This window comes from Candidatus Rokuibacteriota bacterium, from assembly GCA_030647435.1.
Lineage (GTDB): Bacteria > Methylomirabilota > Methylomirabilia > Rokubacteriales > CSP1-6 > AR37.
Genome location: JAUSJX010000012.1, coordinates 162960 through 187010 on the forward strand (window position 1 = coordinate 162960; position 24051 = coordinate 187010).

At 68.1% G+C, this 24051-nt stretch carries 17 protein-coding genes; all 17 read right to left on the minus strand.

What is annotated here, in order from left to right; translation table 11 throughout:
* Window positions 1-16: 16 nt before the first annotated feature.
* Window positions 17-2314 (minus strand): outer membrane protein assembly factor BamA, encoded by a 2298-nt coding sequence (bamA, locus tag Q7W02_02770; protein MDO8475113.1) that lies wholly within the window; start codon window positions 2312-2314, stop codon window positions 17-19.
* 34 nt (window positions 2315-2348) lie between these two features.
* On the minus strand, window positions 2349-4796 hold the full coding sequence (locus Q7W02_02775) for an ATP-dependent Clp protease ATP-binding subunit (protein MDO8475114.1): 2448 nt from the start codon (window positions 4794-4796) through the stop codon (window positions 2349-2351).
* A gap of 209 nt (window positions 4797-5005) precedes the next feature.
* Complete coding sequence (locus Q7W02_02780; protein ID MDO8475115.1) at window positions 5006-5689, minus strand: ABC transporter ATP-binding protein; 684 nt, start codon at window positions 5687-5689, stop codon at window positions 5006-5008.
* Window positions 5682-6926, minus strand: coding sequence for an FtsX-like permease family protein (locus Q7W02_02785; GenBank protein ID MDO8475116.1), 1245 nt, complete (start codon window positions 6924-6926; stop codon window positions 5682-5684). Before Q7W02_02785 ends, Q7W02_02780 begins: the two co-directional genes overlap by 8 nt.
* Window positions 6926-8491 carry a lysine--tRNA ligase gene (lysS, locus tag Q7W02_02790; GenBank protein ID MDO8475117.1) on the minus strand — a complete coding sequence of 522 codons (1566 nt, stop codon included), beginning with the start codon at window positions 8489-8491 and terminating at the stop codon, window positions 6926-6928. The genes Q7W02_02785 and lysS overlap by 1 nt, the downstream gene beginning before the upstream one ends.
* Window position 8492: 1 nt before the next feature.
* A protein-coding gene (prfB, locus tag Q7W02_02795) for a peptide chain release factor 2 (GenBank protein MDO8475118.1) occupies window positions 8493-9591 on the minus strand; the annotation gives its coding sequence in 2 pieces (ribosomal slippage) (window positions 8493-9521 and window positions 9523-9591; 1098 coding nt in all).
* On the minus strand, window positions 9585-11081 hold the full coding sequence (gene lnt / locus Q7W02_02800; GenBank protein MDO8475119.1) for an apolipoprotein N-acyltransferase: 1497 nt from the start codon (window positions 11079-11081) through the stop codon (window positions 9585-9587). Before lnt ends, prfB begins: the two co-directional genes overlap by 7 nt.
* Before the next feature lie 49 nt (window positions 11082-11130).
* Entirely contained in the window at window positions 11131-11877 is a 747-nt protein-coding gene (locus Q7W02_02805; GenBank protein ID MDO8475120.1) for a metallophosphoesterase family protein, read from the minus strand.
* 7 nt (window positions 11878-11884) lie between these two features.
* Window positions 11885-12301: a transcription antitermination factor NusB gene (nusB, locus tag Q7W02_02810; GenBank protein MDO8475121.1), complete on the minus strand. Its 417-nt coding sequence runs from the start codon at window positions 12299-12301 to the stop codon at window positions 11885-11887.
* On the minus strand, window positions 12301-12825 hold the full coding sequence (gene ribH / locus Q7W02_02815) for a 6,7-dimethyl-8-ribityllumazine synthase (protein ID MDO8475122.1): 525 nt from the start codon (window positions 12823-12825) through the stop codon (window positions 12301-12303). Before ribH ends, nusB begins: the two co-directional genes overlap by 1 nt.
* Before the next feature lies 1 nt (window position 12826).
* Window positions 12827-14053 carry a bifunctional 3,4-dihydroxy-2-butanone-4-phosphate synthase/GTP cyclohydrolase II gene (locus Q7W02_02820; GenBank protein MDO8475123.1) on the minus strand — a complete coding sequence of 409 codons (1227 nt, stop codon included), beginning with the start codon at window positions 14051-14053 and terminating at the stop codon, window positions 12827-12829.
* Window positions 14050-14643 carry a riboflavin synthase gene (locus Q7W02_02825; GenBank protein MDO8475124.1) on the minus strand — a complete coding sequence of 198 codons (594 nt, stop codon included), beginning with the start codon at window positions 14641-14643 and terminating at the stop codon, window positions 14050-14052. The genes Q7W02_02820 and Q7W02_02825 overlap by 4 nt, the downstream gene beginning before the upstream one ends.
* Before the next feature lies 1 nt (window position 14644).
* On the minus strand, window positions 14645-15778 hold the full coding sequence (gene ribD, locus Q7W02_02830) for a bifunctional diaminohydroxyphosphoribosylaminopyrimidine deaminase/5-amino-6-(5-phosphoribosylamino)uracil reductase RibD (GenBank protein MDO8475125.1): 1134 nt from the start codon (window positions 15776-15778) through the stop codon (window positions 14645-14647).
* On the minus strand, window positions 15775-16698 hold the full coding sequence (ftsY, locus tag Q7W02_02835; GenBank protein ID MDO8475126.1) for a signal recognition particle-docking protein FtsY: 924 nt from the start codon (window positions 16696-16698) through the stop codon (window positions 15775-15777). Before ftsY ends, ribD begins: the two co-directional genes overlap by 4 nt.
* Window positions 16698-17468: a DUF4115 domain-containing protein gene (locus Q7W02_02840; protein ID MDO8475127.1), complete on the minus strand. Its 771-nt coding sequence runs from the start codon at window positions 17466-17468 to the stop codon at window positions 16698-16700. Before Q7W02_02840 ends, ftsY begins: the two co-directional genes overlap by 1 nt.
* 57 nt (window positions 17469-17525) lie before the next feature.
* Complete coding sequence (gene smc, locus Q7W02_02845; protein MDO8475128.1) at window positions 17526-21092, minus strand: chromosome segregation protein SMC; 3567 nt, start codon at window positions 21090-21092, stop codon at window positions 17526-17528.
* A gap of 136 nt (window positions 21093-21228) precedes the next feature.
* Entirely contained in the window at window positions 21229-24036 is a 2808-nt protein-coding gene (secA, locus tag Q7W02_02850) for a preprotein translocase subunit SecA (GenBank protein MDO8475129.1), read from the minus strand.
* Between the last annotated feature and the right edge of the window lie 15 nt (window positions 24037-24051).

Genomic DNA, 24051 nt, shown 5'->3' on the forward strand with positions numbered 1-24051 from the left:
ACCTCTCTCCTCCTGGCTAGAACGCCGAGCCCATCGAGAACTGGATATTGCCGAACTTCTCCCCGCTCTTCGGGTTCGGGTTGACGCCGTAGTCCACCCGGATGGGCCCAAAGGGCGAATTCCAGCGGAGCCCGGGACCGACCGCGTACTTGAGGTCGGTCAGGTCAATCGGCGTGTGCACGCTTTGGTCCGGGCCGTAGACGTTGCCGACGTCGAAGAAGACCGCCGCCCTGATTCCGTAGGGCAGCGGCACCGAGTACTCGAGGTTGCCCAGCACCTGAAAATTCCCGCCGATGAGCGTGCCCGACGAGTCCTCGGGTGAGATTTGGCGCGACTTGAAGCTCCGAATGGTGTTCGGGCCGCCGAGGTAGTAGCGCTCGAAGAACGGCACCGCGTCTTTGTACCAGCCGAGCTGGTAAGCCGCCATGAGGCGTCCGCTGAGCACATGGTCGAACCATAGCGGCTGGTGCTGGGTCGTCGTGGCCGTGATCCGGAAGAAGCGGTTGTCGCCCGTCCCGATGCCCGCGAAGTCGGCGCCCAACAGGGCGTAGTTCCCGCGCGTCGGGTCCGTCAAGCTGTCCCGCGTGTCCCGGCTGAGCGAGCCCCCGAGCAGCGACGTGACCGAGGTCCCCTCCGCCTGCAGCAACTCGCTGCTTGCGTTGGGATCGACGCCGCTGACCTGCTCCTGGCTGAGGCGGTACAAGGCGTTCCAGCGGCCGTAGTCTCCGATCGGAGCGCCGAAGCGCACGTCGCCGCCGAGCGAGTTGACCGTGTAGTCCTGGTACACGCGCCGGTTGTTGAAGATGTCGAACCCCGCCGCCAGCGGCCGGTCCAGGAACCACGGATCCGTGAACCCGATCGTCCCCTGCTGCGTCTCCGTGCCGCCGCGCAGGCGGAGGAAGAGCTGGTAGCCCTTCCCGAGGAAGTTGTTCTGGGACAGGTCGAGCGTACCCAGCGCCCCGTCCTGCGAGCTGTAGCCGCCGCCGATCGAGAAGAGGCCCGTGGGCTTCTCCGTCACCTCGATGTTGACGACGATCTTGTCCTTGGACGAGCCCGGTAGCGTCTTCGTCTCAACCTTCTCGAAGTAGTTGAGGTTGATCAGCTTCTGTTTCGCTCGCCCGAGCTTCCCCGTGGTGAAGAGGTCGCCCTCCGCCATCGGGAGCTCACGGCGAAGGATCTTCTCCTGGCTCCGCGTGTTCCCGGAAATGTTGATCCGCTCGATAAAGACCTCGGGGCCCTCGCTGACCTCGAGCGTGATGTTGACCTTCCGGTTCGGCACGTCGAGCGCGATTTGAGGAACGATGTCTGCCGCGGTCCGCCCGATGGTCCCGTAGACATCCGAGATGCCCCTGACGGTCTCCTGCAGCTTGGTCCGCGAATAGATGTCATCGGGCTTGAGCAGGACGCGCCGGCGCAGCTCCTCGAGGGGCAGCACCTTGTTGCCGGTGATGTCGATGCCGCCGACCTTGAACTGCGGCCCTTCGGCCACCACGATCCTGATCGTGACCCGCGCGGTCGCGCGGTCCACCTGCGTGTCGACCGTCTCCACGCGAGCCTGGATGTAGCCGTTGTCGTTGTAGAACGTGACGACGCGCTCGGTGTCCTGGTCGAGCTTCTGCCGCTGGACCGTGCCCCGCAGGATGTAGAATTCCCGCTCTTGCGTCAGCATGATGTCCTTGATCTTGTCCGGCTTCAGGCCCTGCGCGCCCTCAATGACGATCTTATCGATCGTCATCTTTCGGCCCTCGGCGACGCGGAACGTCACGCTGACGTCTCCGTCGGGCAGCCTGACGACCTCCGGCGTCACGCCGACCTCGAAGTAGCCCTCCTCCTCGTAGGCTTCCTTCAGCTTTTCGGCGGCCCGTGTCACCTCGACGGGGTTGTACACGGCGCCGAGCTTGAAGTCGATCTTCTCCTGGAGGGTTGCGGCATCGAGGCGCTTGTTGCCGCCGAAGCTGATGTCGCGGACGAAGGGACGCTCGGTCACCACGAAGGTCAGCTTGATGCCGCCCTCGAAGTCTTCGACTTTGGCCTGCACATCATCGAAGAAGCCGAGCGAGAAGACCGAGCGAATATCGTCCGCGAGCCGCGCCGGGACGAAAGGTCCGCCGACCTTGGCGGAGACGCGGCCCAGAATGACCGCTTCCTGAACGCGGCGGTTACCCTGGACTGCGAGGTCCTTGACGATGATCTGCGCGCCCGGAGGGGGCGCGGAGCGGGTTTGCCCGAGCGCCGGGCAAACAACCGCCCCGCCGACCCAAGACAGGGTCAGGGCAAAAAAAATTGCGAGAGCAGGCCTCCCCCGCGCAGTCATGTCTCGTCGGCCGTCCAGTCTCGGACGTGTCGCTCTAGCGTTCCGCCAGCGCGAGCCTCGGCTCGGCGATCTGAATCTCGCGGAAGGTGAAATTACCCGCCTCGACATCCACCTCGATCCGCGCGCCGTCCCCGAACTGCCCGCGCACGATCGCCTCGGCGAGCGGATCCTCGACGTACTTTTGGATCGTCCGCCTCAGCTGGCGCGCCCCGTAGGTCGGGTCGTATCCCCTCTGGACGAGGAGGTCCAGCGCAGCCCCGGTGGGCTCGAGTTGGATGCCCTTGTCCGACAGCTGCTTGTTGATGCGGTCGACCATGAGCTGCACGATCGCGGTGATATGCTCCCGGGAAAGGGCATGGAACACGATGATGTCGTCGATCCGGTTGATGAACTCCGGCCGGAACGCACGCTTCAACTCGTCCAGCACCTTTTCCTTCATCCGCTCGTAGGTCGTCTCATCCCCTTCCGCCAGGAACCCAGGAGCCGTCCGCTTGCCGATGAAGCTGGTCCCCAGGTTCGACGTCATGATCAGGATGGTGTTCTTGAAATCCACCACGTGACCCACCGAATCGGTCAGGCGCCCGTCGTCCAGCACCTGAAGCAGCATGTTGAAGATATCCGGGTGGGCTTTTTCGATTTCGTCGAAGAGCACGACCGAATACGGGCGGCGCCGCACCTTCTCCGTCAGGTAACCGCCCTCTTCGTAGCCAACGTAGCCGGGAGGCGCCCCCAGCAGGCGCGACACGGAAAACTTCTCCATGTACTCGGACATGTCCACTCGGATGAGAGCGTTTTCGTCGCCGAAGAGGTACTCGGCCAGCGCCCGGGCCAGCTCCGTCTTGCCCACGCCCGTCGGGCCGAGGAACACGAACGAGCCCACGGGCCGCCGGCTGTCCTTGAGACCTGCCCGCGACCTGCGGATCGCGCGGGACACGGCGACAACCGCGTCCTCCTGGCCGATGATGCGCCCGTGGAGCGCGTCCTCCATCCGGGCGAGCTTCGCCGACTCCTTCTCCTCGAGCTTGGACAGCGGGATCCCCGTCCAACGTGAGACGATGTACTCGATATCCTCCTCGCTGACCGTCTGGGGCCCCTTGCCCTTGCGCTTGTCCCACTCGCGCTTCATCTCCTCGTCCCGCCCGCGGAGCAGCTTCTCTTTCTCCCGGAGAGACGCGGCCTTCTCGAACTCCTGGGCCTCCAGGTACATGTCCTTCTCGCGGACGACGCGCTCGACCTCCTTGCCGATCTCCTTGATCTCGGGCGGCGGCGTCAGCGCCATCAGCCTGGTACGTGAGGAGGCCTCGTCGATGACGTCGATGGCCTTGTCAGGCAGCTGCCGGTCCGTGATGTAGCGGTCGGCGAGCTTGACGGCGGCGTCGATCGCCTCGTCCGTGATCTTGACCCGGTGGTGCGCCTCGTACTTGTGGCGCAGTCCCTTGATGATCTCCACGGACTCCGGCACCGAAGGGGCGCGGACGATAACGGGCTGGAAGCGGCGCTCGAGGGCGCCGTCCTTCTCGATGTACTTGCGGTACTCATCCAGCGTCGTCGCGCCGATGGTCTGGATCTCGCCCCGCGACAGCGCCGGCTTGAGCATGTTCGACGCGTCGATCGCGCCTTCCGCGGCGCCCGCCCCGATCAGCGTGTGCAGCTCGTCGAGGAAGAGCACCACGTTCTCCGACTGGCGGATCTCCTTCATGACGGCCTTCAGCCGCTCCTCGAACTGCCCGCGGTACTTCGTGCCGGCGACGAGGGCGCCCAGGTCGAGCTGCAGGAGCCGCTTCTGCGCCAGCACGTCTGGCACCTCGTGGCCCACGATGCGCTGGGCGAGCCCCTCGACGATGGCCGTCTTGCCGACGCCGGGCTCGCCGATGAGGACCGGGTTGTTCTTGGTCCGCCGGGCGAGGATCTGGATGACGCGCTCGATCTCCGTCTCCCGCCCGATGACCGGGTCGAGCTTGTTCTCGCGGGCCAGCTGCGTCAGATCGCGGGCGAACTCGTCGAGCACCGGCGTCTGCGAGCGCTTCTTGGGACGCGGGTAGTACTGGTCTCCCAGGAGCGCAAGCGTCTCCTGGCGGACCTCGTCGAGGCGCGCGCCGAGGGATTCGAGGATCTTCGCCGCGATGGACTGCCCCTCCTTCATGAGACCCAGGAGGAGGTGCTCGGTGCCGATGTAGTTGTGCCCGAGCTGGCGCGCTTCCTCGATGCTGAGCTCGAGGACCCGCTTGGCCTGAGGCGTGAAAGGCACCTCGCCGAATGTCAGGGTCTTCGGGAACCCGGCCAGCGCCCGCTCCACCTCGGCCTTGACCGTCTCGAGCCTGAGGCCGAGGCGCTGGAGGACGGCCGTCGCGATCCCTTCGCCGTCCCTGATGAGTCCCAGGAGGATGTGTTCGGTCCCGACGAAATCATGACGGAAGCGGCCCGCCTCTTCCCTCGCCAGGATGATGACCCGCCGCGCTCTCTCCGTAAATCTCTCGAACACTTGGAGCCCTCGCAACTTCGGGTTAGCACTGCCCCCTAAGGGTTAGCACTGCCACCTAGGGGTTAGAACCGCCCCTAAGCCCGACCCTGACCTGGGCAAAGTATACCTCCCAAGTCCTCGGTCGCCCTAGCGTTTTCTTCCTTCCGGCCCCTCTGGAGAGATCTAAGTGCGCGAATTCGATGAGAGGCCGGAAAGGGTCTCCGCGACCTTCAGCTCCAGGCAACCGCCCGCCCCTCCAACAGCCGGTATCCGCGGTCGGCCTTGCGGGCCAGATCGTGGTTGTGGGTGGCTACGACGAAGGCCAGGCCCCGTTCCGCCTGCAGTCTCAGGAAGAGGTCCCAGATCACCTCGCTGGCCTTGGGGTCGAGGTTCCCCGTGGGCTCGTCGGCCAGGACCAGTCGGGGCTGGGCGACGAGCGCGCGGGCAATGGCGACCCGCTGCTGCTCCCCGCCCGACAGCTCGCCCGGGCGGTGGCCGAGCCTGTCGCCCAACCCGACCTCGTGGAGAGCTGCCGCTCCGCGCTCCCGGGCCTGGGCGGCCGGCAGGCGCTGGAGCAAGGCCGGCATCATCGCGTTCTCGAGCGCGGTCATCTCGCCCAAGAGATTGTAGAACTGGAAGATGAACGCGATCTCGGTGCGCCGGAGCCGGGCCAGGGCGCTCTCCGAGCGGGCGTACATGTCCTCGCCCGCGAAGAGCACCTGCCCGGCCGTAGGCCGATCGAGCCCGCCCAGGAGATGGAGCAGCGTGGATTTCCCGACCCCCGAGGCGCCGATCAGGGCGACGCTCTCCCCGGCGTTGACCGACAGGCTCACGCCCCGCAGCACCCGCACGGTCTCGGGGCCGACCCGGTACTCCCGCTCAAGCTCGCGCGCCGCGACCAGCGCCTCACTCATACCGGAGCACCTCGACCGGGTCCAGCCGAGCGGCCCGGCGCGCCGGGGACAGCGTCGCCAGGAACGAGATCAGCAGCGTCGCGCTCGTGACAAGCGCGAAGTCGAGCCCGGTCAGCTTCATGGGAAGGTGGTCGATCTGGTACACGTCACCCGCCAGCCGGATGATCTTGTAGGTGTTCTGGACCCAGATCAACGCCAGGCCGAAGAGACTGCCGGCCGCTGTGCCGACGAGGCCGATCGCCATCCCGACCGCCAGGAAGACGCTCCCGATGCTCCCCGCGCTGGCGCCCATGGCCTTGAGGATGCCGATCTCCTTGCGCTTCTCCGCCACGAGCAGGATCAGGTGGCCGATGATGGCGAAACCCGCGACCAGCACGATGATCGTGACGATGACGAAGAGAGCCAGCTTCTCGAGCTGGAGCGCCGCGAAGAGGTTGCGGTTCATCCCCATCCAATCGCGGATCCAGAGCCCGGGCCCGACGACCGCGGCGATGCGCCGCCCGACCTCCTTGGCGTCGAAGGGGTCGTCGAGCTTCACCTCGACCCCGGAGACCCGATCGCCGAGCCCCGCGAACTCCTGGGCGGCCGCGATCCCGGTGTAAGCCAGTGAGACGTCGTACTCGTACAGCCCCACCTCGACATAACCCGCCACTTCGAATCGCCGCATCTTGGGAACGAGCCCGACCCCCGTCATGGCGCTCTCGGGCGAGATGAGCGTTACGTGATCGCCGGGAACCACGCCGAGCGTTCTCGCCAGCTCTCGTCCCAGGAGGAGGGCGGGCTCTCCCGATGCGCGCAGCAGCGGGTCGAGGCTTCCCGTCTTGACCTCGCCCGCGAGCTGCGCCCGGACGGTGGGCGACGCGAGATCGACGCCACGCAGGAGCCCGCCCGTCGCGCCGCGGCCTTGGCCGGTGAACAGCGCCTGCTGTACCACGAAGGGCGTGGCCGAGAGCACCCCGCGTATGGATCGCACCCGCGAGGCGACCTCAGAGGCCCCGGCGACCCCGCGGCCGCCCCGCTCGACGAGCAGGATGTGAGGGTTCGCTGCGATGATCCTGTCCTTGATGCCGTCCTGGAACCCGGTCATCACGGCCAGCACGACGATGAGGGCGCTGACGCCCAGGAAGACGCCTCCCACGCCGATCCAGACGAAGAGCGAGAGGTTGGCGCGTTGCCCTCGCGCGCGGAGATAGCGAAGCGCCAGGAACAGCTCGAAGGGGAGACCTCGGCCGGGCATCAGCCCTCGCCCTCTTCATCGTCGGGCGCAGGCTGGCCAGCCTGGCCGCGCTCGGGGCGCAGGTGCGGGAACAGAATCACGTCGCGGATCGACGGCGAGTCGGTGAAGAGCATGGCCAGCCGGTCGATGCCGATCCCCTCGCCTGCCGTCGGCGGCATGCCGTACTCGAGGGCGCGGACGAAGTCCTCGTCCATCCAGTGCGCTTCCTCATCGCCGCGCTCGCGCTCGCGCGCCTGCTCCTCGAAGCGGCGGCGCTGGTCTACCGGGTCGTTGAGCTCCGAGTAGGCGTTGGCGATCTCCCGCCGGCAGATGAACAGCTCGAAGCGGTCCACCAACCGCGGGTCGCCGGCCTTGCGCTTGGACAGCGGCGAGAGCTCGATGGGGAAGTCGGTGATGAAGGTTGGCTGGACCAGGGTCGGCTCGACGAGCGTGTCGAAGACGTCCTTCCACAGGCCGACGGCGCCCGCCCCCGCCTTGGGCTCCGGCACGCCCGCCGCCACCGCCGCCTTCCGCAAGGCGGCTGGAGGGGTCTCCGGGCCGACGGCGGCACCGACGGCCCCGGAGATCGCATCGAAGAACTGCAGGCGTCGCCACGGGCCCGCGAGGCTCACCTCTTCGCCCTGGTACCGTAGCGTGGTCGCTCCGAGGATCTCGCGCCCGAGATGCGCGAGCATCTCCTCCGTCAGGGTCATGAGATCCTCGTAGTCCGCGTAGGCCTGGTAGAACTCCAGCATCGTGAACTCGGGGTTGTGCTGCGTCGAGATCCCCTCGTTCCGGAAGCTCCGGTTGATCTCGTAGACGCGGTCGAGCCCGCCGACAACCAGGCGCTTGAGATACAGCTCGGGGGCGATGCGCAGGTAGAGCGTCATGTCCAACGCGTTGTGGTGCGTCACGAAGGGCTTGGCCGCCGCTCCACCGGGAATGGGCTGCATCATCGGGGTCTCGACCTCGAGGAAGCCGCGCGCATCCAGAAAGGCGCGCATCTCTCGAATCAGCCGGCTCTTGATCACGAAGACCTCGCGGACCTGGGGGTTCATCACGAGGTCGACGTAGCGGCGCCGGTACCGCGTCTCGACGTCCTTGAGCCCGTGCCATTTCTCCGGCAGCGGTCGGAGCGACTTGGCGAGGAACTCGAAGCTCCGAACGACGACGGTCAGCTCGCCAGTGCGAGTCCGGAAAAGCTCGCCCGTCACGCCGATGAAGTCGCCGACGTCGAGGCTGGTGAAGAGCGCGTAGCACTCGCCGAGCCCGTCCGCCCGGGCGTAGAGCTGTATCTGCCCTGACTGGTCGCGCAGGTGCGCGAAGCAGGTCTTCCCGTGGTGTCTGAGCGCGACCACCCGCCCGGCGACGACCACGGGGCCGGCCTGCTTGAGCAGGTCGTCACCCGCGGCGTGAAAGCGGCGCCCGATTTCGCCTGCCCAGTGCGTGACCGCGAAACGCTGCCCGAACGGGTCGATCCCGCCGGCGCGCAGCGCCTCCAGCTTCTCGAGGCGCCGTCGAATGAGATCATTTGTCTCCGGCTGGGGCCTCTCGGGCAGGGGTCCCTCCGGCTGCGCGGCGGCCACGCTAGGCCGACTTTCCCGAGGCGAGATACGCCTCGATGAAGGGGTCGATTTCGCCGTCCATGACGGCGTCGACCTTGCCGATCTCGACCCCCGTCCTATGGTCCTTGATGATCTGGTACGGATGGAAGGTGTAGGTCCGAATCTGGCTGCCGAAGGCGCTGTCCTTCTTCTCGCCCGTCAGCTCCGCCAGCTCCTCGCGCTGCTTCTTCTCGTAGACCTGGTACAGCCTCGCCTTGAGGACGCGCATCGCCGTGTCGCGGTTGCGGAGCTGGGAGCGCTCGTTCTGGCAGGCAACCACGATGCCCGTCGGCAGGTGCGTGATCCGGACGGCCGAGTCGGCGGTGTTGACTCCCTGCCCGCCCGGGCCCGAGGAGCGGTAGACGTCCACGCGGATCTCCTCGTCCTTCACGACGACCTCGACGTCTTCGACCTCGGGGATGACCGACACCGAGGCGAAGGACGTATGGCGACGCTTCGAGGCGTCGAAGGGCGAAATCCGGATGAGCCGATGCACGCCGATCTCGCTTTTCAGGTATCCGTACGCGTATTCGCCCGTGATCTCGATGGTCGCGGACTTGATGCCCGCCTCTTCGCCCGGCAGCAGATCCACGACTTCGGCCTTGAACCCCGTGCGCTCGGCCCATCTCAAGTACATGCGCATGAGCATCTGCGCCCAGTCCTGGGATTCGGTGCCGCCCGCGCCCGGATGTATCGAGAGGATGACGTTCTTCCGATCCTGGGGCCCAGAGAGCACGATCTTGACGGAGAAGGCTTCGAGGGCCTTCCTGAGGGCGGCCAACGCCTGCTCGAGACCGGCGGTCTCGCCTTCGTCCCCCGCCTCGGTCGCCATCTCCCAGAGCACGCGGAGGTCCTCGGCCTGCCCCCCGAGATCCTTGAAGCGTCCAACCGTCCTGGCCAGATCCGCGCGCTCCTGCACGAGCGCCTGAGCCTTGCGGCTGTCTTCCCAGAAGGCCGGGGCGGACATCTCCTGGTCGATCACTGCGATGCGCGTCTCCTTGGTCTCCAGGTCAAAGGTGCCCCCGAAGGTCCAGCACGCGCTTCTCGACCTCGGCGAGGTCGCGCTTCAGGTCGCCTAGCATGTCGCCGGAGGCTTCCGGACGGAAGCGGCGATCCACGCCGCGGCGGACAACCCAAGGCACAGGTGTACGAGCCAGTCGCCGAACCGCGTGTACAGGGTCGTTCGCGACCGGAGCGGGATCCGGGCGGAGAGGAAGCCGCGCTCGAACAGCGGCAGCGTCCGCCCTACGCGTCCGTCCGGGCCCACGAAGCCCGAGATGCCCGTGTTTGCCGCCCGGACAACGGCCACTCGGTTCTCGACAGCGCGGAGCGGAAGCATGCCCAGGTGCTGCCAAGGGCCGCTTGTCCGTCCGAACCACGCGTCGTTGGTGATGTTGGCCATGAAGCTCGCGCCTCCAACCACGAAGCCCCTGAACAGATCGGGGAAGATCACCTCGTAACAGATCACGATGCCGAACGGCGCCCCGGGCAGCGGGAACACCGTCTGGCGGCTGCCGGCCGCGAAATCAGAGATGAACTCCGCCCACTGTCTGACGAAGCCGAAGACCCCGGCAAGGGGTACATACTCGCCGAACGGTACGAGGTGAATCTTATCATACTTGGCCGTAATCCCCTGATCTCCCAGTAGAAAAGCGCTGTTCAGAAACTGATCTCGGGGGCCCGGCAGCTGGTCGACGGAGCCGACCAGCACCGGCACTTCGATCTCCCGGGACAGCGCCACGAGCCTTCTGAGCAGGGCGGGATCGCCGCGAAGGAAGATAGGCGCGGCGGTCTCCGGCCAGAGGATGACGGCCGGTTTCGTCCTGGCTGCCTGGCGCGTCAGGCTCTCGTAAAGGTCCAGGGTCCGTGCCTGGTACGCGGGGTCCCACTTCTGGCTCTGCTCGACGGAGGGTTGGATCACGGCGATCTCGACGAAGCGCAGCGCCCGGTCGGCAGCGGGGCCGAACTCGTGCGACAGAGTCCACCAGCCGAAGGCGAGCGAACCCATCAGCAGAAGGGCGACCGACGCGAGGCCCGGAGCCGCCCGTCGCCTGCCGAGGACACAGAGCCCCGCGATGGCCGCGTTCACGGCCACGAGAAGCATCGACACGATGTAGACACCGCCGATCTCGGCGATCTGAATCACCGGGAGCGCCAGGTGCTGAGAGTAGCCCAGCAGGCCCCACGGAAATCCGCCCATGAGCCAGTCGCGGATCCACTCCCCCGCCACCCAGAGCGCGGGCGCCACTGCGAGCGCCCAGCCGTCGCCGAGGCGGCCGCGCAGGCGCCCGATGGCGGCGCACACGAGCCCTGTATACAGACCGCAGTAGGCCGCCAGCGCGAGGATCGGAAGCCACGTCACCGGCCACGGGATGGCGCTGTAGCTCTGGAAGGTGTGGTCGAGCCAGCGAAGGAGCACGACAAAGAACGCCGTGCCGGCGAGCCATCCGTCGGCGAGGGCCTCTCTGGGCGAACGCTCTAGAGCGCAGAGGAAGGCGGGCACCAGCCAGACCCAGGCCAGCATCGACCAGTCCGTCGTCGGGAACGCCAAGGCCCCGGCGACCCCCGACAGCGTGAGGACAGCCCTGCGTGTCGCCGTGCGGCCGGGGAGAGGCAGCGGGCTACACCCCGTACGCGAGGCGGTCGGCGAGCGCGCGCGGGAGCCCGGCCCGGAGGATTTTGGCCGCCGCCGCCTTGTGATCGTACGTCACGCGGCGAAGCGTGACGCTTCGCTCGTCCTCGTCCCACAGGACGTACGCGGCCCGAGGATCGCGGTCGCGGGGCTGCCCGACACTGCCGACGTTGATGATATACCGCCGCCCGTCGTGGAAGGGAATGCGGCGATCATGGAAAGCCGGGCCGGCCAGGTCCTCGTACGCCGGCCCGCTCGAGCCCAGCGACCAGACGCCCGGTCGATGCGAGTGCCCGACGAAGCACAGACGTGTCGTGAAGTCACCGAACGCCTGGAACCCGTCCTCCGCCGAGAGGAGATAGTCCCACTCCTCCGGGCGCCGCGGGCTCGCGTGGACGCAGGTCGCCTCGCCGATGGTCGACGCGAGGGGGAGCGCGGAGAGAAAATTCTGGTGGTCCGCGCCCAGGCGGTCGCGAGTCCAGAGGGCCGCCGCGCGTGCTGCTGCGTTGAACCAGCGGACGTCCAGCAAGCCCAACGCACCGTGCTCGTGGTTGCCCGCGACCATCCGCGTGGACCGCTCGCCCAAGAGCTCGATGCAGGGAGCGGGATCAGCGCCGTACCCGACCGTGTCACCCAGGCACAGAATTCCGAGGGCTCCCTCGGAAGCCGCGTCGGCCAGCACGGTCGAGAGAGCTTCCAGGTTGCCGTGCACGTCGGAGAGCACCGCGTATCGCACGCAGGCCTCAGCCGGAGGGCCGCAGCTCTTTGTGGACGCGGTCGAGGATCCCGTTGATGAAGCGGCTCGACTCCTGCGTGCTGAACTTCTTGGCCACCTCGAGTGCCTCGTTGATTGCGACTTTCGGAGGCACGTCGCCGGCCCACAGGATCTCGAAGATGCCCTCGCGGAGGATGTTCCGGTCCACCACCGCCATCCGCTCGAGCTCCCAGTGTTCCGCGTACTGGGAGATCAGTTCGTCGATCTTCGCCTCGTGGAGCTTGGTCCCGCGCACCAGGACTTCGGCAAACTCGCGCACCTCGACGTCCACGGGGTGGCGCGTCCAGAACTCGTCGAGGTGGGGCCCTGGCGAGCCCTCGCCCTGGACATCGAGTTGGTAGAGCAGTTGCAACGCCAGCTCGCGGGCCTTGCGGCGCTTGCCCATCAGCGCCGGCGCGGGCGAGCGCGGCCGGCCTTGAGCCCCCGCATGAAGCCCGCCATCTCGAGCGCCGCCCGTGCCGCCTCCTCGCCGCGGTGGCCGACGGCGCCTCCGGCGCGCTCCCACGCCTGCGCTTCCGTCAGCGCGGTGATCACGCCGAAGCTCACCGGCACCCCGGTCTCGAGCGCCACCCTCGACAGCCCGTGGGCGGCCTCGCCCGCGATGTAATCGAAGTGCGGGGTCTTGCCCCGGATCACCACGCCAACGCAGACGATGCCGGCATACCGGCCCGTCCGCGCGAGCGCCATGGCCGCCTGCGGAAGCTCGAACGAGCCGGGCACCCAGTGGACCTCGACGCATTCGCCGGCCACGCCGCCGGCCTCGAGCGCGCAGGCGGCTCCGTCGGCGAGCTTCTTCGAGATCGACTCGTTGAATCGCGCCGCCACGACGGCGAAGCGGCCCGCGGGCGCTCGGCGGACGCCGTGTCCGGATTTTCTGTCCGGGTTCCTCTCGGGGGCGGGTCCGGTCATCTCAATCAGGCAGCGAAGAGAAGAGGTGGCCCATCTTCTGGCGCTTGGTCATCAGGTAGCGCTTGTTGCTCTCGGTGGGCGGAATCTCGATCGGCACGCGCTCGACCACCTGCAGCCCGTACCCCTCGATGCCGACGATCTTCTTCGGGTTGTTCGTGAGGATGCGCAGGCGTTTCGCGCCGAGATCGACGAGGATCTGCGCGCCGATGCCGTAGTGGCGCAGGTCGGCCTGGAAGCCCAGGACGTGGTTGGCCTCGACGGTGTCCTTGCCCTGGTCCTGGAGCTCGTACGCGCGCAGCTTGTTCAAGAGCCCGATCCCCCGCCCCTCCTGCCGCATGTACAGGAGGATGCCCCGCCCTTCGCGCTCGATGATGTCCAAGGCCTTGTGCAGCTGCGAACCGCAGTCGCAGCGGCGCGATCCGAACACGTCGGCCGTCAGGCACTCCGAGTGGACACGCACCAGCACGGGGTCGTCGGTGCGCACATCTCCCATGACGAGGGCCAGCGGGAGGCGGTCGTCCACCGTGGTCTCGTAGGCGATGCAGGTGAACTCGCCGTACTCGGTCGGCAGCTGCGTGGTGGCCGCCCGCCGCACGAGCTTCTCCTTCTGGATGCGGTACTCGATGAGGTCCTTGATCGTGATGCACTTGAGCCCGTGGCGCTTCGCCAGGGAGAGCAGGTCCTGCACCCGCGCCATGCCGCCCTCGTCGTTGAGCACCTCGCAGATGACGCCGGCCGGCGCGCAGCCGGCAAGCCGCGCCAGGTCGATGGCCGCCTCGGTGTGCCCCGCCCGCCGCAGGACCCCGCCCGGCATCGCCCGGAGCGGGAAGATGTGCCCGGGGCGCGTCAGATCGCCGGGGCGCGACAGGGGATTGACGAGCGTCCGGATGGTGACCGCGCGATCGTAAGCCGAGATCCCGGTGGTGACGCCGCGCCGCGCGTCCACGCTCACCGTAAAGGCGGTCGCCAGCGGCGCGGTGTTGTCGTTGACCATCATGGGGATCTGCAGCTCCTCGAGCCGCTCGCCCAGCATGGGCATGCACATGAGACCCCGCCCGTGCACGATCATGAAGTTGACGGCCTCGGGCGTGGCCTTGTCGGCCGCCATGAGGAAGTCGCCTTCGTTCTCCCGGTCTTCGTCGTCGACCACCACGATGATCCGCCCGGCGCGGATGTCTCCGACCGCCTCCTCGATGCTCGCGAACTCCCGCCTGCTCTCGGTAGTCACCGTCGCTCCTCTCTCAAGCTCAGGGCGCGCAGCACGTACTTCCCGATCACGTCCATCTCCAGGTTGACCCGCCGGCCAGCCTTCAGGCCGCCCAGCGTCGTCCGCTCCAGTGTATGCGGGATCACCATGATCTCGAAAGCCCGCGCGTCGAGCCCCGCGACAGTCAGGCTGACCCCGTCCACCGCGACCGAGCCCTTCGGGATCAGGAGCGGGCCCAGCCCCTCGTCCTGCCATTCTATTCTGAGCCGCGCCGTCTCTCCCTCCCTCTCCACGGCCTCGACGACCCCGACGCCGTCCACGTGTCCAAGGACCAGGTGCCCCCCTACGAAGCCGTCGAGCCGCATGGGGCGCTCGAGGTTGACCTCGTCTCCGGGCGAGAGATCCCCGAGGGCGCTCCGGGCGAGGGTCTCGGGCCCGACGTCAAAGCCAACGGAGTCGGCACCCAGCTCCACGGCCGTCAGGCAGACGCCGTTGACCGCGAGGCTCGAGCCCACCTGCGTGGCGTCGAGCGTCGCGCCCGCGCTGACCACCAGCCGGGCGCCGGTGCGGCGCAGCACCCGGCCCGTCTCCTCGACGATGCCCGTGAACATATCAGACCTTGACGCCCTCGTGCACGACGTCAGCCTCCATCATCCAGTCCCTCCCGATAGGGCGGACACAGATTCCCTCGAGCCGAATCGCCTCCGGCAGGAGCAGGCCGGTGCCCTCGAGAGCCCTGGGCGCAGACGCGCCCCCGAGGAGCTTGGGCGCGGTGAAAGCGACGACGCGGTCCACGAGCCCCGCCTCGAGGAAGGCCCAGGCAAGCGTGCCGCCCCCCTCCACGAGGATCCCGCCTACGTCGAGGGCGCCGAGCCGGGACACAAGGTCGCTCACGTCCACATGCCCCTCGTGCGACTTGCACCTGAGCACCATGACCCCTCGCGTCTCGAGGTTCCTCAGGCGCTCCGGGTCGGCGGCGTCGGTGATTGCGACGAGGGCGCGCGCGGGCTTGCCCGCTCCGATGAGACGTGCCGAGACCGGGAGACGCGCTCGGCTGTCGACGACGACCCGAAAGGGCTCGCGTGGCCAGGGATGACCCAGCCGCACGTCGAGACCGGGGTTGTCGGCCAGGGCAGTCCCTATCCCGACGACGACGGCATCCGCTCGGCTCCTCATGCGGTGCGCCTCGAGCCGCGCCTCGGGTCCGGTGATCCAGCGGGACGCTCGTCGAGCGTCGGCGGTCGCGCCGTCCAGCGTCGCGGCCCACTTGAGGGTAGCGTGAGGCCGGCCGCGCCGAGCCGCGATGATAAAAACTCGGTTAAGGGCGATCGCCTCACTCTCGCGGCAGCCGACCGTCACCTCGACGCCGGCCCGGGAGAGCGCGGCGACTCCACCACCCGATACCCGGGGATTCGGGTCGGAAATCGCCACGACCACCCGCTTCACACCGGCGGTCGTGATTGCGTCGACACACGGCGCAGTCCGGCCCGTGTGATTACAGGGCTCCAGCGTGACGTAGAGCGTCGTGCCGCGGGCCGCTGCGCCCGCCTGTCCGAGCGCCTCCGCCTCGGCGTGGGCCGCGCCCGCTCGGGCGTGGAAGCCCTCCCCGACGGCGCGGCCCGCCGCCACGAGCACGGCGCCCACGACGGGATTGGGAGAGGTCATGCCCGCGCCGCGCCCGGCGAGCTCAAGAGCGCGCCCCATCCAACGGAAGTCTTCGGGTCTGAGCGCGGCATCCATCTTCATGGGGAGATCAAGCTGTCCACGAACACCTTCGGATCGAAGGGCTGGAGGTCCTCGACCTGCTCCCCTACTCCTATGAGTTTTATCGGCACGCCCAGCTCGCGGTAGATACGCACCACGATGCCGCCCTTGGCCGTGCCGTCGAGCTTCGTCAGCACGAGCCCCGTCAGCCCTACCGCCTCGTGAAAGAGCCTGGCCTGCGCCAAGGCGTTCTGCCCGGTCGAAGCCTCCAGCACCATCAGGCACTCGTGCGGCGCCCCCGGCAGCTGCCGGGCTACGACCTTTTTGAGTTTGGCGAGCTCGTCCATCAGGTTCCACTTCGTATGGAGGCGGCCGGCGGTGTCCACGAGGAGCACGTCCACGCCACGGGCCGCCGCGGCCTTCACGGCGTCGAAGACTACGGCCGCCGGGTCGGCGCCCGCGCCTTGACGGATGACCTCCGCGCCCGCCCGGCGCCCCCACTCCTCGAGCTGCTCCACCGCCGCCGCCCTGAAGGTGTCGGCTGCGGCAAGCAGGACGCTCTTGCCCGACGCGCGGAGCGCCGCCGCAAGCTTGCCCGTGCTTGTGGTCTTGCCCGCGCCGTTGACCCCCAGCATCAGGATGACGCTCGGCGCTCCGTCCACGTTGAGCGGCGCTGCCGCGCCCGCCAGGGCCTCCTCGAGAAACCTTCGCAGGAGCGCGCGCACGTCCTGTCCCGACAGTGCCCCCGTGCGCTTGGCCTCGGCCCGCACGCGCGACACGAACTCGGCCGCGTCACGGACCCCGAGGTCGGAGGCGACCAGCACCTCCTCGAGCTCCTCCAGCATTCCCTCGTCGACCACCCTGCCCGGTGAGAGCAGGCCGTCGAGCCCCTCGTTGAGCGCCTGGCGCGAGCGCTCGAGCCCCTGCTTCAGGCGATCGGCCAAGGCGCCGAGAAAGCCCATTACGATCCCGCCCCCTGGGCTTCCGCCGGCAGCACCAGTCTCTGGATGACCGCGCCCCTGGCTCCCAGCGCCGGAATCCGCCGCCCATTGAGGTCGACCTCGAGGCCGCCCGCATTGCCCACGGAGAGGACGAACCGGCGCGCGGCTGTCCATTCGCGGACCGCGCCCGCCTGCATGAGCTCCTCCGCCACCTGCCCCTCGTCCACCTGCACGCGTATCCACGTGGGCTCCACGGCGCGAATCAGGAGGCGTTGGCCTGCGGGCCTTGGCTCCCCCGCCGGAACTGGAGCCGGCTGTACGGGCACGGCGGTCGAGGATGTGACGGGGGTGGGCGTCGACGAGGGTCCGCTCTCGGGGTTGCCCCGCGCAGACCCCGACACGCCCGGCGCCGGGCGCGGAGAGCTCTTGAGCCCGCCTCGTAGCGCGAACAGGCTCGCGCCGAGCGCGATGAAGAGGACGAGGCTGACCATGAGCGGCCCGACGCGGCGGGACGGCGGCGCATGCGTAACGCTCTGGAGTCGCTCCGGCCTCACGGTCTCCCCGGCGGCCTCGCGGTAGAGTCCCAGCGCCTCGTCGGGTGAGGCTTCGAGGAACTCGCAGTATGCCCGGATGAAGCCTTTGACGAAAACCGGCGAAGGCAGCTCACCCAGGCTGTCGGACTCGAGGGCTTCGAGGTACCCTCGCCCGACCCGAGTGGAGCGCGCGATGTCGTCGAGCGACGCACCCTTGACCTCGCGAAGCTCGCGCAGACGAATTCCCAGAGAGCTCATGACACCTCCCGGGCAGTCTACGCCCTCGGCGGCCAAAGAGTCAAAGCGGGGGCGGAGTTAGGCTTCGGTCAGCTTGACGGAAACGAGGCGGGAGAGCCCTGGCTCCTGCATGGTGACGCCGTAGAGCACGTCGGCGGCTTCCATGGTCTTGCGATTGTGCGTGATGACGATGAACTGGGTCTGGGAGCAGAGCTCCCGCAGCACCCTGATGAACCGGTGGATGTTGGCGTCGTCGAGCGGCGCGTCGACCTCGTCGAGCACGCAGAAGGGGCTCGGCCGGTAGTAGAAGATCGCGAACAGGAGGGCAAGGCCGGTGAGCGCCCGCTCCCCGCCCGACATAAGCGTTACCGCCTGGAGCCGCTTGCCGCGCGGCTGGGCCATGAGCTCGACACCCAGCTCCAACGGGTCATCCTCGCCTTCCTCCGGCGGCACCATGCGCAACTCGGCCCGTCCGCCTTCGAATAGTCGCTGGAAGATCTCACCGAAATGCCGGTTGATCTCCTCGAAGGCCTCCTGAAAGCGCTCCTGCGCCGTCCGCGTCATGCCGCGGAGCGCCCGATCGAGATCCTTCATGGACTGCACCAGGTCGTCGTGCTGGCTTCGAAGGAACTCGAGCCGCTCCTGGAGCTCCCGGTACTCGTCGTCCGCCACGAGGTTGACGGGCCCCATCCCTTCGAGCCTGGCGCCGAGCTCCTCGTAGCGGATCTTACCGGCCTCGAGGTCCCGAGTCGGATCGTGAGCGGCGAGCAGCGTCTCCGCCCCGTCGACGGCGTGGCGGCGCCCGGCCTCCTGGAGGAGCTCCTCCCGGCGGACGCGCCCTTCCGTCTCCTTCAGGTCCACCTCGTGAATCCGCGAGACCAAGCCGTCGAGCCGCCTCTGCGACTCCCGGAGCTCGTTCTCGGCCGTTTGCCTCAGGTCTAACCGCTGGCTATGCTCCTCAGCGAGCACGGCGACATCCCGCTCCTTGCGGTCGCGCTCCGCCCCGACTTCGCGCGCCCGCTCGTCGGTCCGGCCCTGCTCCCGCGTCAGGTCCTGGCGCCGGTCGAGGATCTGGGCGCGCCGGCTCCCGGCTTCCTCGAGACGCGCCCCAAACTCGACCTCAAGCTCGCTCAGGCTGTCGATCTCGCGTCCGAGCGCCTCGACGCGCTCGAGAACGGTGGCGAGGTTGACACGACAGGACGTCGCTGCGACCACGATGGACGCCTCGCCGGCCTGGTCGGCCTCGAGGCTCTGCCGCAGCGCCGTCATCTCCCGCTCGATGGCCGTCTCGCGGGCCGCCACCTCAGCCAGCCGCTCGTCCAGCGCCTCGATCTCGCGCGCCGCCATCGACGCCTCGCCCGAGAGCTGGCGTCCCTCGGCCTGGAGCGTTTCGAGATGGCGTAGCACGCGTAGGGCTTCGCGGCGCGCGGCCTCGATATCCTTCTCGCCGCTCAGCCGGGCCGTCTCCTGAGCGTGGACGGAGACCTGCAAGACCTCCTGGCGGCCCCGCAGCGATTCGACCTCACGGTCCAGCGCATGGAACCGTCGCTGGGCCTCCTCCGCCTGGAGGGCGAGCTCGCCCAGCTCCTCCGACAGCTGGCGCAGCGCTCGCTTCCTTCCGAGAAGGGAATGGTCATTGGCCTGCCGTTCGTTGTGTCGACGGCCGCCCGTCAGCGCCCCGGTCGGAGCCAGCACCTCACCGGCCCGCGTGACATATGTTGCCACGGCCCCGTCGCGCCGCCATAGGGCCTCGGCCAGGTCGAGGTGCCCGACGACTCCGACGCCCCCAAGCAGGTGACGGACCAGCTCGGGCCGCGGGCCGCCGACCAGACGATCCGCCCAGGTGACGTCCTTGTCGTCGCTGCCCCCTTCGCCGGCGCTGCGTGCGGGAGCGAGCGTCTCGAGGGCGAGGAGCGTCGCCGCGCCCGCGCCTTCGCGCTCGAGATAGGTCAGCGCCGCCCGAGCATGCTCGAAGCGCTCGACAATCACCCACTGGAGGCGGTCGCCGAGCACCGCCTCAACCGCCGGCTCGAGTCCCGGCGGGACCTCGAGCAGGTCCGCGACGGTGCCCACCACGCCGGCAACGGACGAAGCCGCCTGCGGCGAGAACAGCGAGCGCACCCCGGCGCCGTAGCCTTCGCGCTCGCGCTCGAGCCGTCCCAGCGCCTCCCTGGCAGACTCTTTTGCAACAATGGCCACCCGGAGCGCCGCCAGGGACTCCTGCGCCTGAACGCGCATGGCTCCCTGCCGGACGAGCTCCTGCTCGACCTGCTCCCTCTCCCCCGTCAGCAGGGAGAGCTGGACTCCTGTCCGCTCGATGCTGGTCTCCAGGTGACGCTGCGCCGCCGCCAGCGCGTCGGCCTCGCCCCGGGCCGACGTCGTTTCCGCTTCGAGCCGCTCGCGCCGCCGCTCGAGCTGGGCGCCGCGCTCCCGCAACTCGCCCGCGGAGCGCGTCAGCTCGGCGCGGTCTCCAGCCACCCGGATCTGCTCGAGGCGCAGCGCCTCGACGGCCTCCCGGCGCCTGCCAAGCTCGGACCGCCGCATCTCCAGATCGACGTCGAACTCCCTGACCTGCCGGTCCAGCCCTACGAAGCGCTCCCGCGCGTCTCCCAAGGCTCGGATCGCGTCTTGGAGCTTGGCGCCAACGTCGGTGCGGCGCTCGGTGAGAGAGCGAATCTCCTCGCCGAGCCGCAGCTCCTCCTCCCCCATCTCGCGGATCTGCGCGCCCATCTGCTCGCGCCGCTCCAGCAGGCGCTCGACCTCGCCCTGGAACTTCTGCGCCGACTGCCTGAGATCCGCCAGCCGGTACTCGCTCTCCTGTATCGCCGCGCGCAGCGTCGCCTCACGGGCCTCGATCTGGGCGATGGCCACCCGCCGCTCGTCTTCCTCCCGGCGGAGCCTGGCACCCTCCTGGACCAGCGCCTCATGCGCAGCCGTCAGACCGGCGTAGTCGGCCGCCAGCATGGCCAAGTCGAGGGCCTGCCTCTCCTGGTGGAGTGCCTTGTACTGCTGCGCCTTCTTCGCCTGGCGCTCGAGCGAGCTGACCTGTCGCTTGACCTCGTCCATGACGTCGCGGACGCGCTGCAGGTTCTGGCGGGTGGCGTCGAGCTTGCCCTGGGTCTCGGCCCGCTGCTGCTTGTAGCGTGCGACCCCGGCCGCTTCCTCGATAAAGATGCGCCGCTCCCAGGGCTTGGCCGTCAGGACGTGGTTGAGCCGGTCCTGGTCCATGAGCGCGTAGGCCTTGGGGTTGACGCCGGTTCCGGCGAAGAGGTCCTGGATGTCGCGGAGGCGGCAGACGCTCTTGTTGAGCAGGTACTCGCTCTCGCCGGTTCGGTAGAGGCGGCGGGCCACGCCGACTTCGCTCCACGGCACGTTGAGCCCCCCGTCGTTGTTGAAGACGAGGCCGACTTCGGCCAGCCCCACGGCCTTGCGCGTGGACGAGCCGTGGAAGATCACATCCTCCATCTTGTGGCCGCGCAGGATCTTCGGGCTCTGCTCGCCGAGCGCCCACCTCACGGCGTCTGCGACGTTGGACTTACCGCAGCCGTTTGGGCCGACGATGCACGTCACACCGGGAAAGACCTGGACCTCCGTCTTCTCGACGAAGGACTTGAAGCCCTGTATGACGATCTGTTCGAGGCGCATACGATCACCGGGTTCCGGCACACACAGATAACACAGCCAGGGCGGGACGCACAAGAAAAAACCCCATAGGAGGGGGGTTCAGGACCACCGGAGCACTAGATGCGGGGCCGCGTGCTCAGGCTACACGTCGCTCAGCTCACACGCCTTTGAGAAGGCAGCACTTTTTGTACTTCTTGCCCGACCCGCACGGACACGGGTCGTTGCGCCCGACCTTTACCCCGGCCAGCATGCGGGGCTCGCTGGGGGCGGCTTCTCCATTGGTCCCGTGGATCTCGCGCCACCTGGGCTCCCGGACTGCGGCCGGCGCCGGGCCGGGCATGGGGGCAAGATCCGCGTTGCCGATCCGGACTTTAAAGAGCTGCTCGAGCACGACCTCCTTCAGGTGGTCCATCATCTCCTGGAACATGTCGAAGGCTTCCTTCTTGTACTCGGTCAGCGGGTCACGCTGGCCGTAGCCGCGCAGCCCGATGCCCTCCTTCAAGTGGTCCATGTTCAGCAGATGGTCCTTCCACAGCTGGTCGATCCCGCGGAACTCGCCGTCCTCCCAGCGCAGTCCCAGCAGGATCCAGCGCTCGAGCCGGTGCAGGAGCTCAGGCCCCACCTGCTGCTCGCGCTCCCGGTACAGCGCCTCCACGGCCTCCAGGACTGCCGCGTTGAGGGCCTCGGTCGACCCGGCTTCCACCGCGCCCTCGGTCCTCTCGCCGGCCAGGCGCAGGTCGAACTGGCGGTAGAGCGCTTCGTTGAGACCCGCTAGGTCCCAGTCGTCAACATGGGCGTCGCGGGGCGCGAACCGCTCGGTGATGCCTTCCGCAACCTCCCCCGTCCACTCGAGGATCCGGTCCTCCTGGCTCTCGCCCTCGAGGATGTCGCGGCGGAGGCCGTAGACGATCTCTCGCTGCTTGTTCATCACGTCGTCGTACTCGAGGAGATGCTTGCGGATCTCGAAGTTGCGCGTCTCGACGCGCTTCTGGGCGGTGCCGATGGCCCGCGTGACGAGCTTGTGCTCGATGGGCTCGCCTTCCTCCATCCCCAGCCGCTCCATGATGCGCTGGATACGCTCGGAGCCGAAGATCCGGAGCAGGTCGTCCTCGAGGGACAGGTAGAAGCGCGAGGAGCCCGGGTCGCCCTGCCGCCCCGATCGGCCCCGCAGCTGGTTGTCGATTCGCCGGGACTCGTGACGCTCCGTGCCGATGATGTGGAGCCCCCCGAGCTTCACGACGCGCTCGTGCTCGGTCTGCGTGACCTTGTTGGCCTCTTCCCAAGCGGTCTGGCGGGCCTCGGGCGGCGCCAGCGCCGGGTCGAGCCCCTTCTTCCTCAGGAGCTCCTTGGCCAGGAAGTCCGGGTTGCCACCCAGCAGGATGTCGGTGCCCCGTCCCGCCATGTTCGTGGCGATCGTGACGGCCTTCTCGCGGCCGGCCTGCGCGATGATCTCGGCTTCCCGCTCGTGGTACTTGGCGTTGAGGACCTGGTGCGGGATGCCGCGCTTCTTCAAGAGCCCCGAGAGGCGCTCGGACTTCTCGATGGAGACCGTGCCGACGAGCGCGGGCTGGCCCTTCTCGTGGCACGCGACGATCTCGGCGCTGACCGCCTCGAACTTCTCCCGCTCCGTCTTGTAGACGACGTCCGGGTAGTTGACGCGGGACATCGGCCGGTTGGTCGGAACGACCGTGACGTCGAGCTCGTAGATCTTGGCGAACTCGTCCGCCTCCGTCGCCGCCGTCCCCGTCATCCCCGCGAGCTTGTCGTACATCCTGAAGTAATTCTGGAGCGTAATGGTGGCAAGCGTCTGATTTTCAGACTCGATCTTGACACCTTCCTTGGCCTCGACCGCCTGGTGGAGGCCATCCGACCAGCGGCGTCCCGGCATCATCCTCCCGGTGAACTCGTCCACGATGATGACCTGCCCGTCCTTGATCACGTAGTCCACGTCCTTCTTGAAGAGGGCGTGGGCCTTGAGCGCCTGGCTGATGTGGTGGAGCACCTCCATCTGCGACGGGTCGTAGAGGTTGTCGACGTTCAGGAGGCGCTCGCAGTGCGAGATGCCCTCCTCGGTCAGCGACACCGCCCGCGACTTCTCGTCCACGATGTAATCGCCCGGCGCCTGCGCCTCGATCTCGGAGAGCTTGCCCTCCACGATCGTCGCCGCGCGAGTGAGTTTCGGGATGATTCGGTCGATCTTGTAGTAGCGGTCGGTCGAGCCCTCGGCCGGGCCCGAGATGATGAGCGGGGTGCGGGCCTCGTCGATCAGGATGGAGTCGACCTCGTCGACGATGGCGTAGTGGTGCTCGCGCTGGACCATGTCTTCGAGGCCGAAGCGCATGTTGTCGCGGAGGTAGTCGAAGCCGAACTCGTTGTTGGTGCCGTAGGTGATGTCGGCGTGGTATGCCTCGCGGCGCGTGCAGGGCCTGAGTCCCGCCAGCCGGATGTCGGGCGACACGTGCGCCGGGTCGAAGAGGTACGACACCTCGTGCTGGATCACACCCAGGCTCAACCCGAGCGCGTGGTAGATGGGGCCCATCCACTGCGCATCGCGGCGCGCGAGGTAGTCGTTGACGGTAACGATGTGCGTGCCCAGCCCCGGCAGCGCGTTCAGATAGGCCGGCAGCGTCGCGACGAGCGTCTTGCCTTCACCGGTCGCCATCTCGGCGATCGTGCCCTGGTGCAGCACCATCCCGCCCATGATTTGGACGTCGAAGTGCCGCATCCGGACCGTCCGCCGCGCGGCTTCGCGGCACACGGCGAAGGCCTCTACCAGGAGATCGTCCACCTGCGCGCCGTCGGCATACCGCTTGCGGAATTCGTCGGTCTTGGCCCGGAGGCCCGCGTCCGGGACACGCTCCAAGTCGGCGCCGAGCGCGTTGATGGCCTCGACCGTCGGACGCATGCGCTTGGCATCGCGCTCGTGCTTGGTGCCGAAGACCGCGCGAACGAGGACGTTCAGCATACGATGTATCTTACA

Excerpts from the sequence above, each read along its gene's own strand:
- bamA (MDO8475113.1), bottom strand. The coding sequence starts at position 2,314 with ATGACTGCGCGGGGGAGGCCTGCTCTCGCAATTTTTTTTGCCCTGACC.
- Q7W02_02780 (MDO8475115.1), bottom strand. The coding sequence starts at position 5,689 with ATGAGTGAGGCGCTGGTCGCGGCGCGCGAGCTTGAGCGGGAGTACCGG.
- Q7W02_02785 (MDO8475116.1), bottom strand. The coding sequence starts at position 6,926 with ATGCCCGGCCGAGGTCTCCCCTTCGAGCTGTTCCTGGCGCTTCGCTAT.
- nusB (MDO8475121.1), bottom strand. The coding sequence starts at position 12,301 with ATGGGCAAGCGCCGCAAGGCCCGCGAGCTGGCGTTGCAACTGCTCTAC.
- ribH (MDO8475122.1), bottom strand. The coding sequence starts at position 12,825 with ATGACCGGACCCGCCCCCGAGAGGAACCCGGACAGAAAATCCGGACAC.
- Q7W02_02825 (MDO8475124.1), bottom strand. The coding sequence starts at position 14,643 with ATGTTCACGGGCATCGTCGAGGAGACGGGCCGGGTGCTGCGCCGCACC.
- ribD (MDO8475125.1), bottom strand. The coding sequence starts at position 15,778 with ATGAAGATGGATGCCGCGCTCAGACCCGAAGACTTCCGTTGGATGGGG.
- ftsY (MDO8475126.1), bottom strand. The coding sequence starts at position 16,698 with ATGGGCTTTCTCGGCGCCTTGGCCGATCGCCTGAAGCAGGGGCTCGAG.
- Q7W02_02840 (MDO8475127.1), bottom strand. The coding sequence starts at position 17,468 with ATGAGCTCTCTGGGAATTCGTCTGCGCGAGCTTCGCGAGGTCAAGGGT.
- smc (MDO8475128.1), bottom strand. The coding sequence starts at position 21,092 with ATGCGCCTCGAACAGATCGTCATACAGGGCTTCAAGTCCTTCGTCGAG.
- secA (MDO8475129.1), bottom strand. The coding sequence starts at position 24,036 with ATGCTGAACGTCCTCGTTCGCGCGGTCTTCGGCACCAAGCACGAGCGC.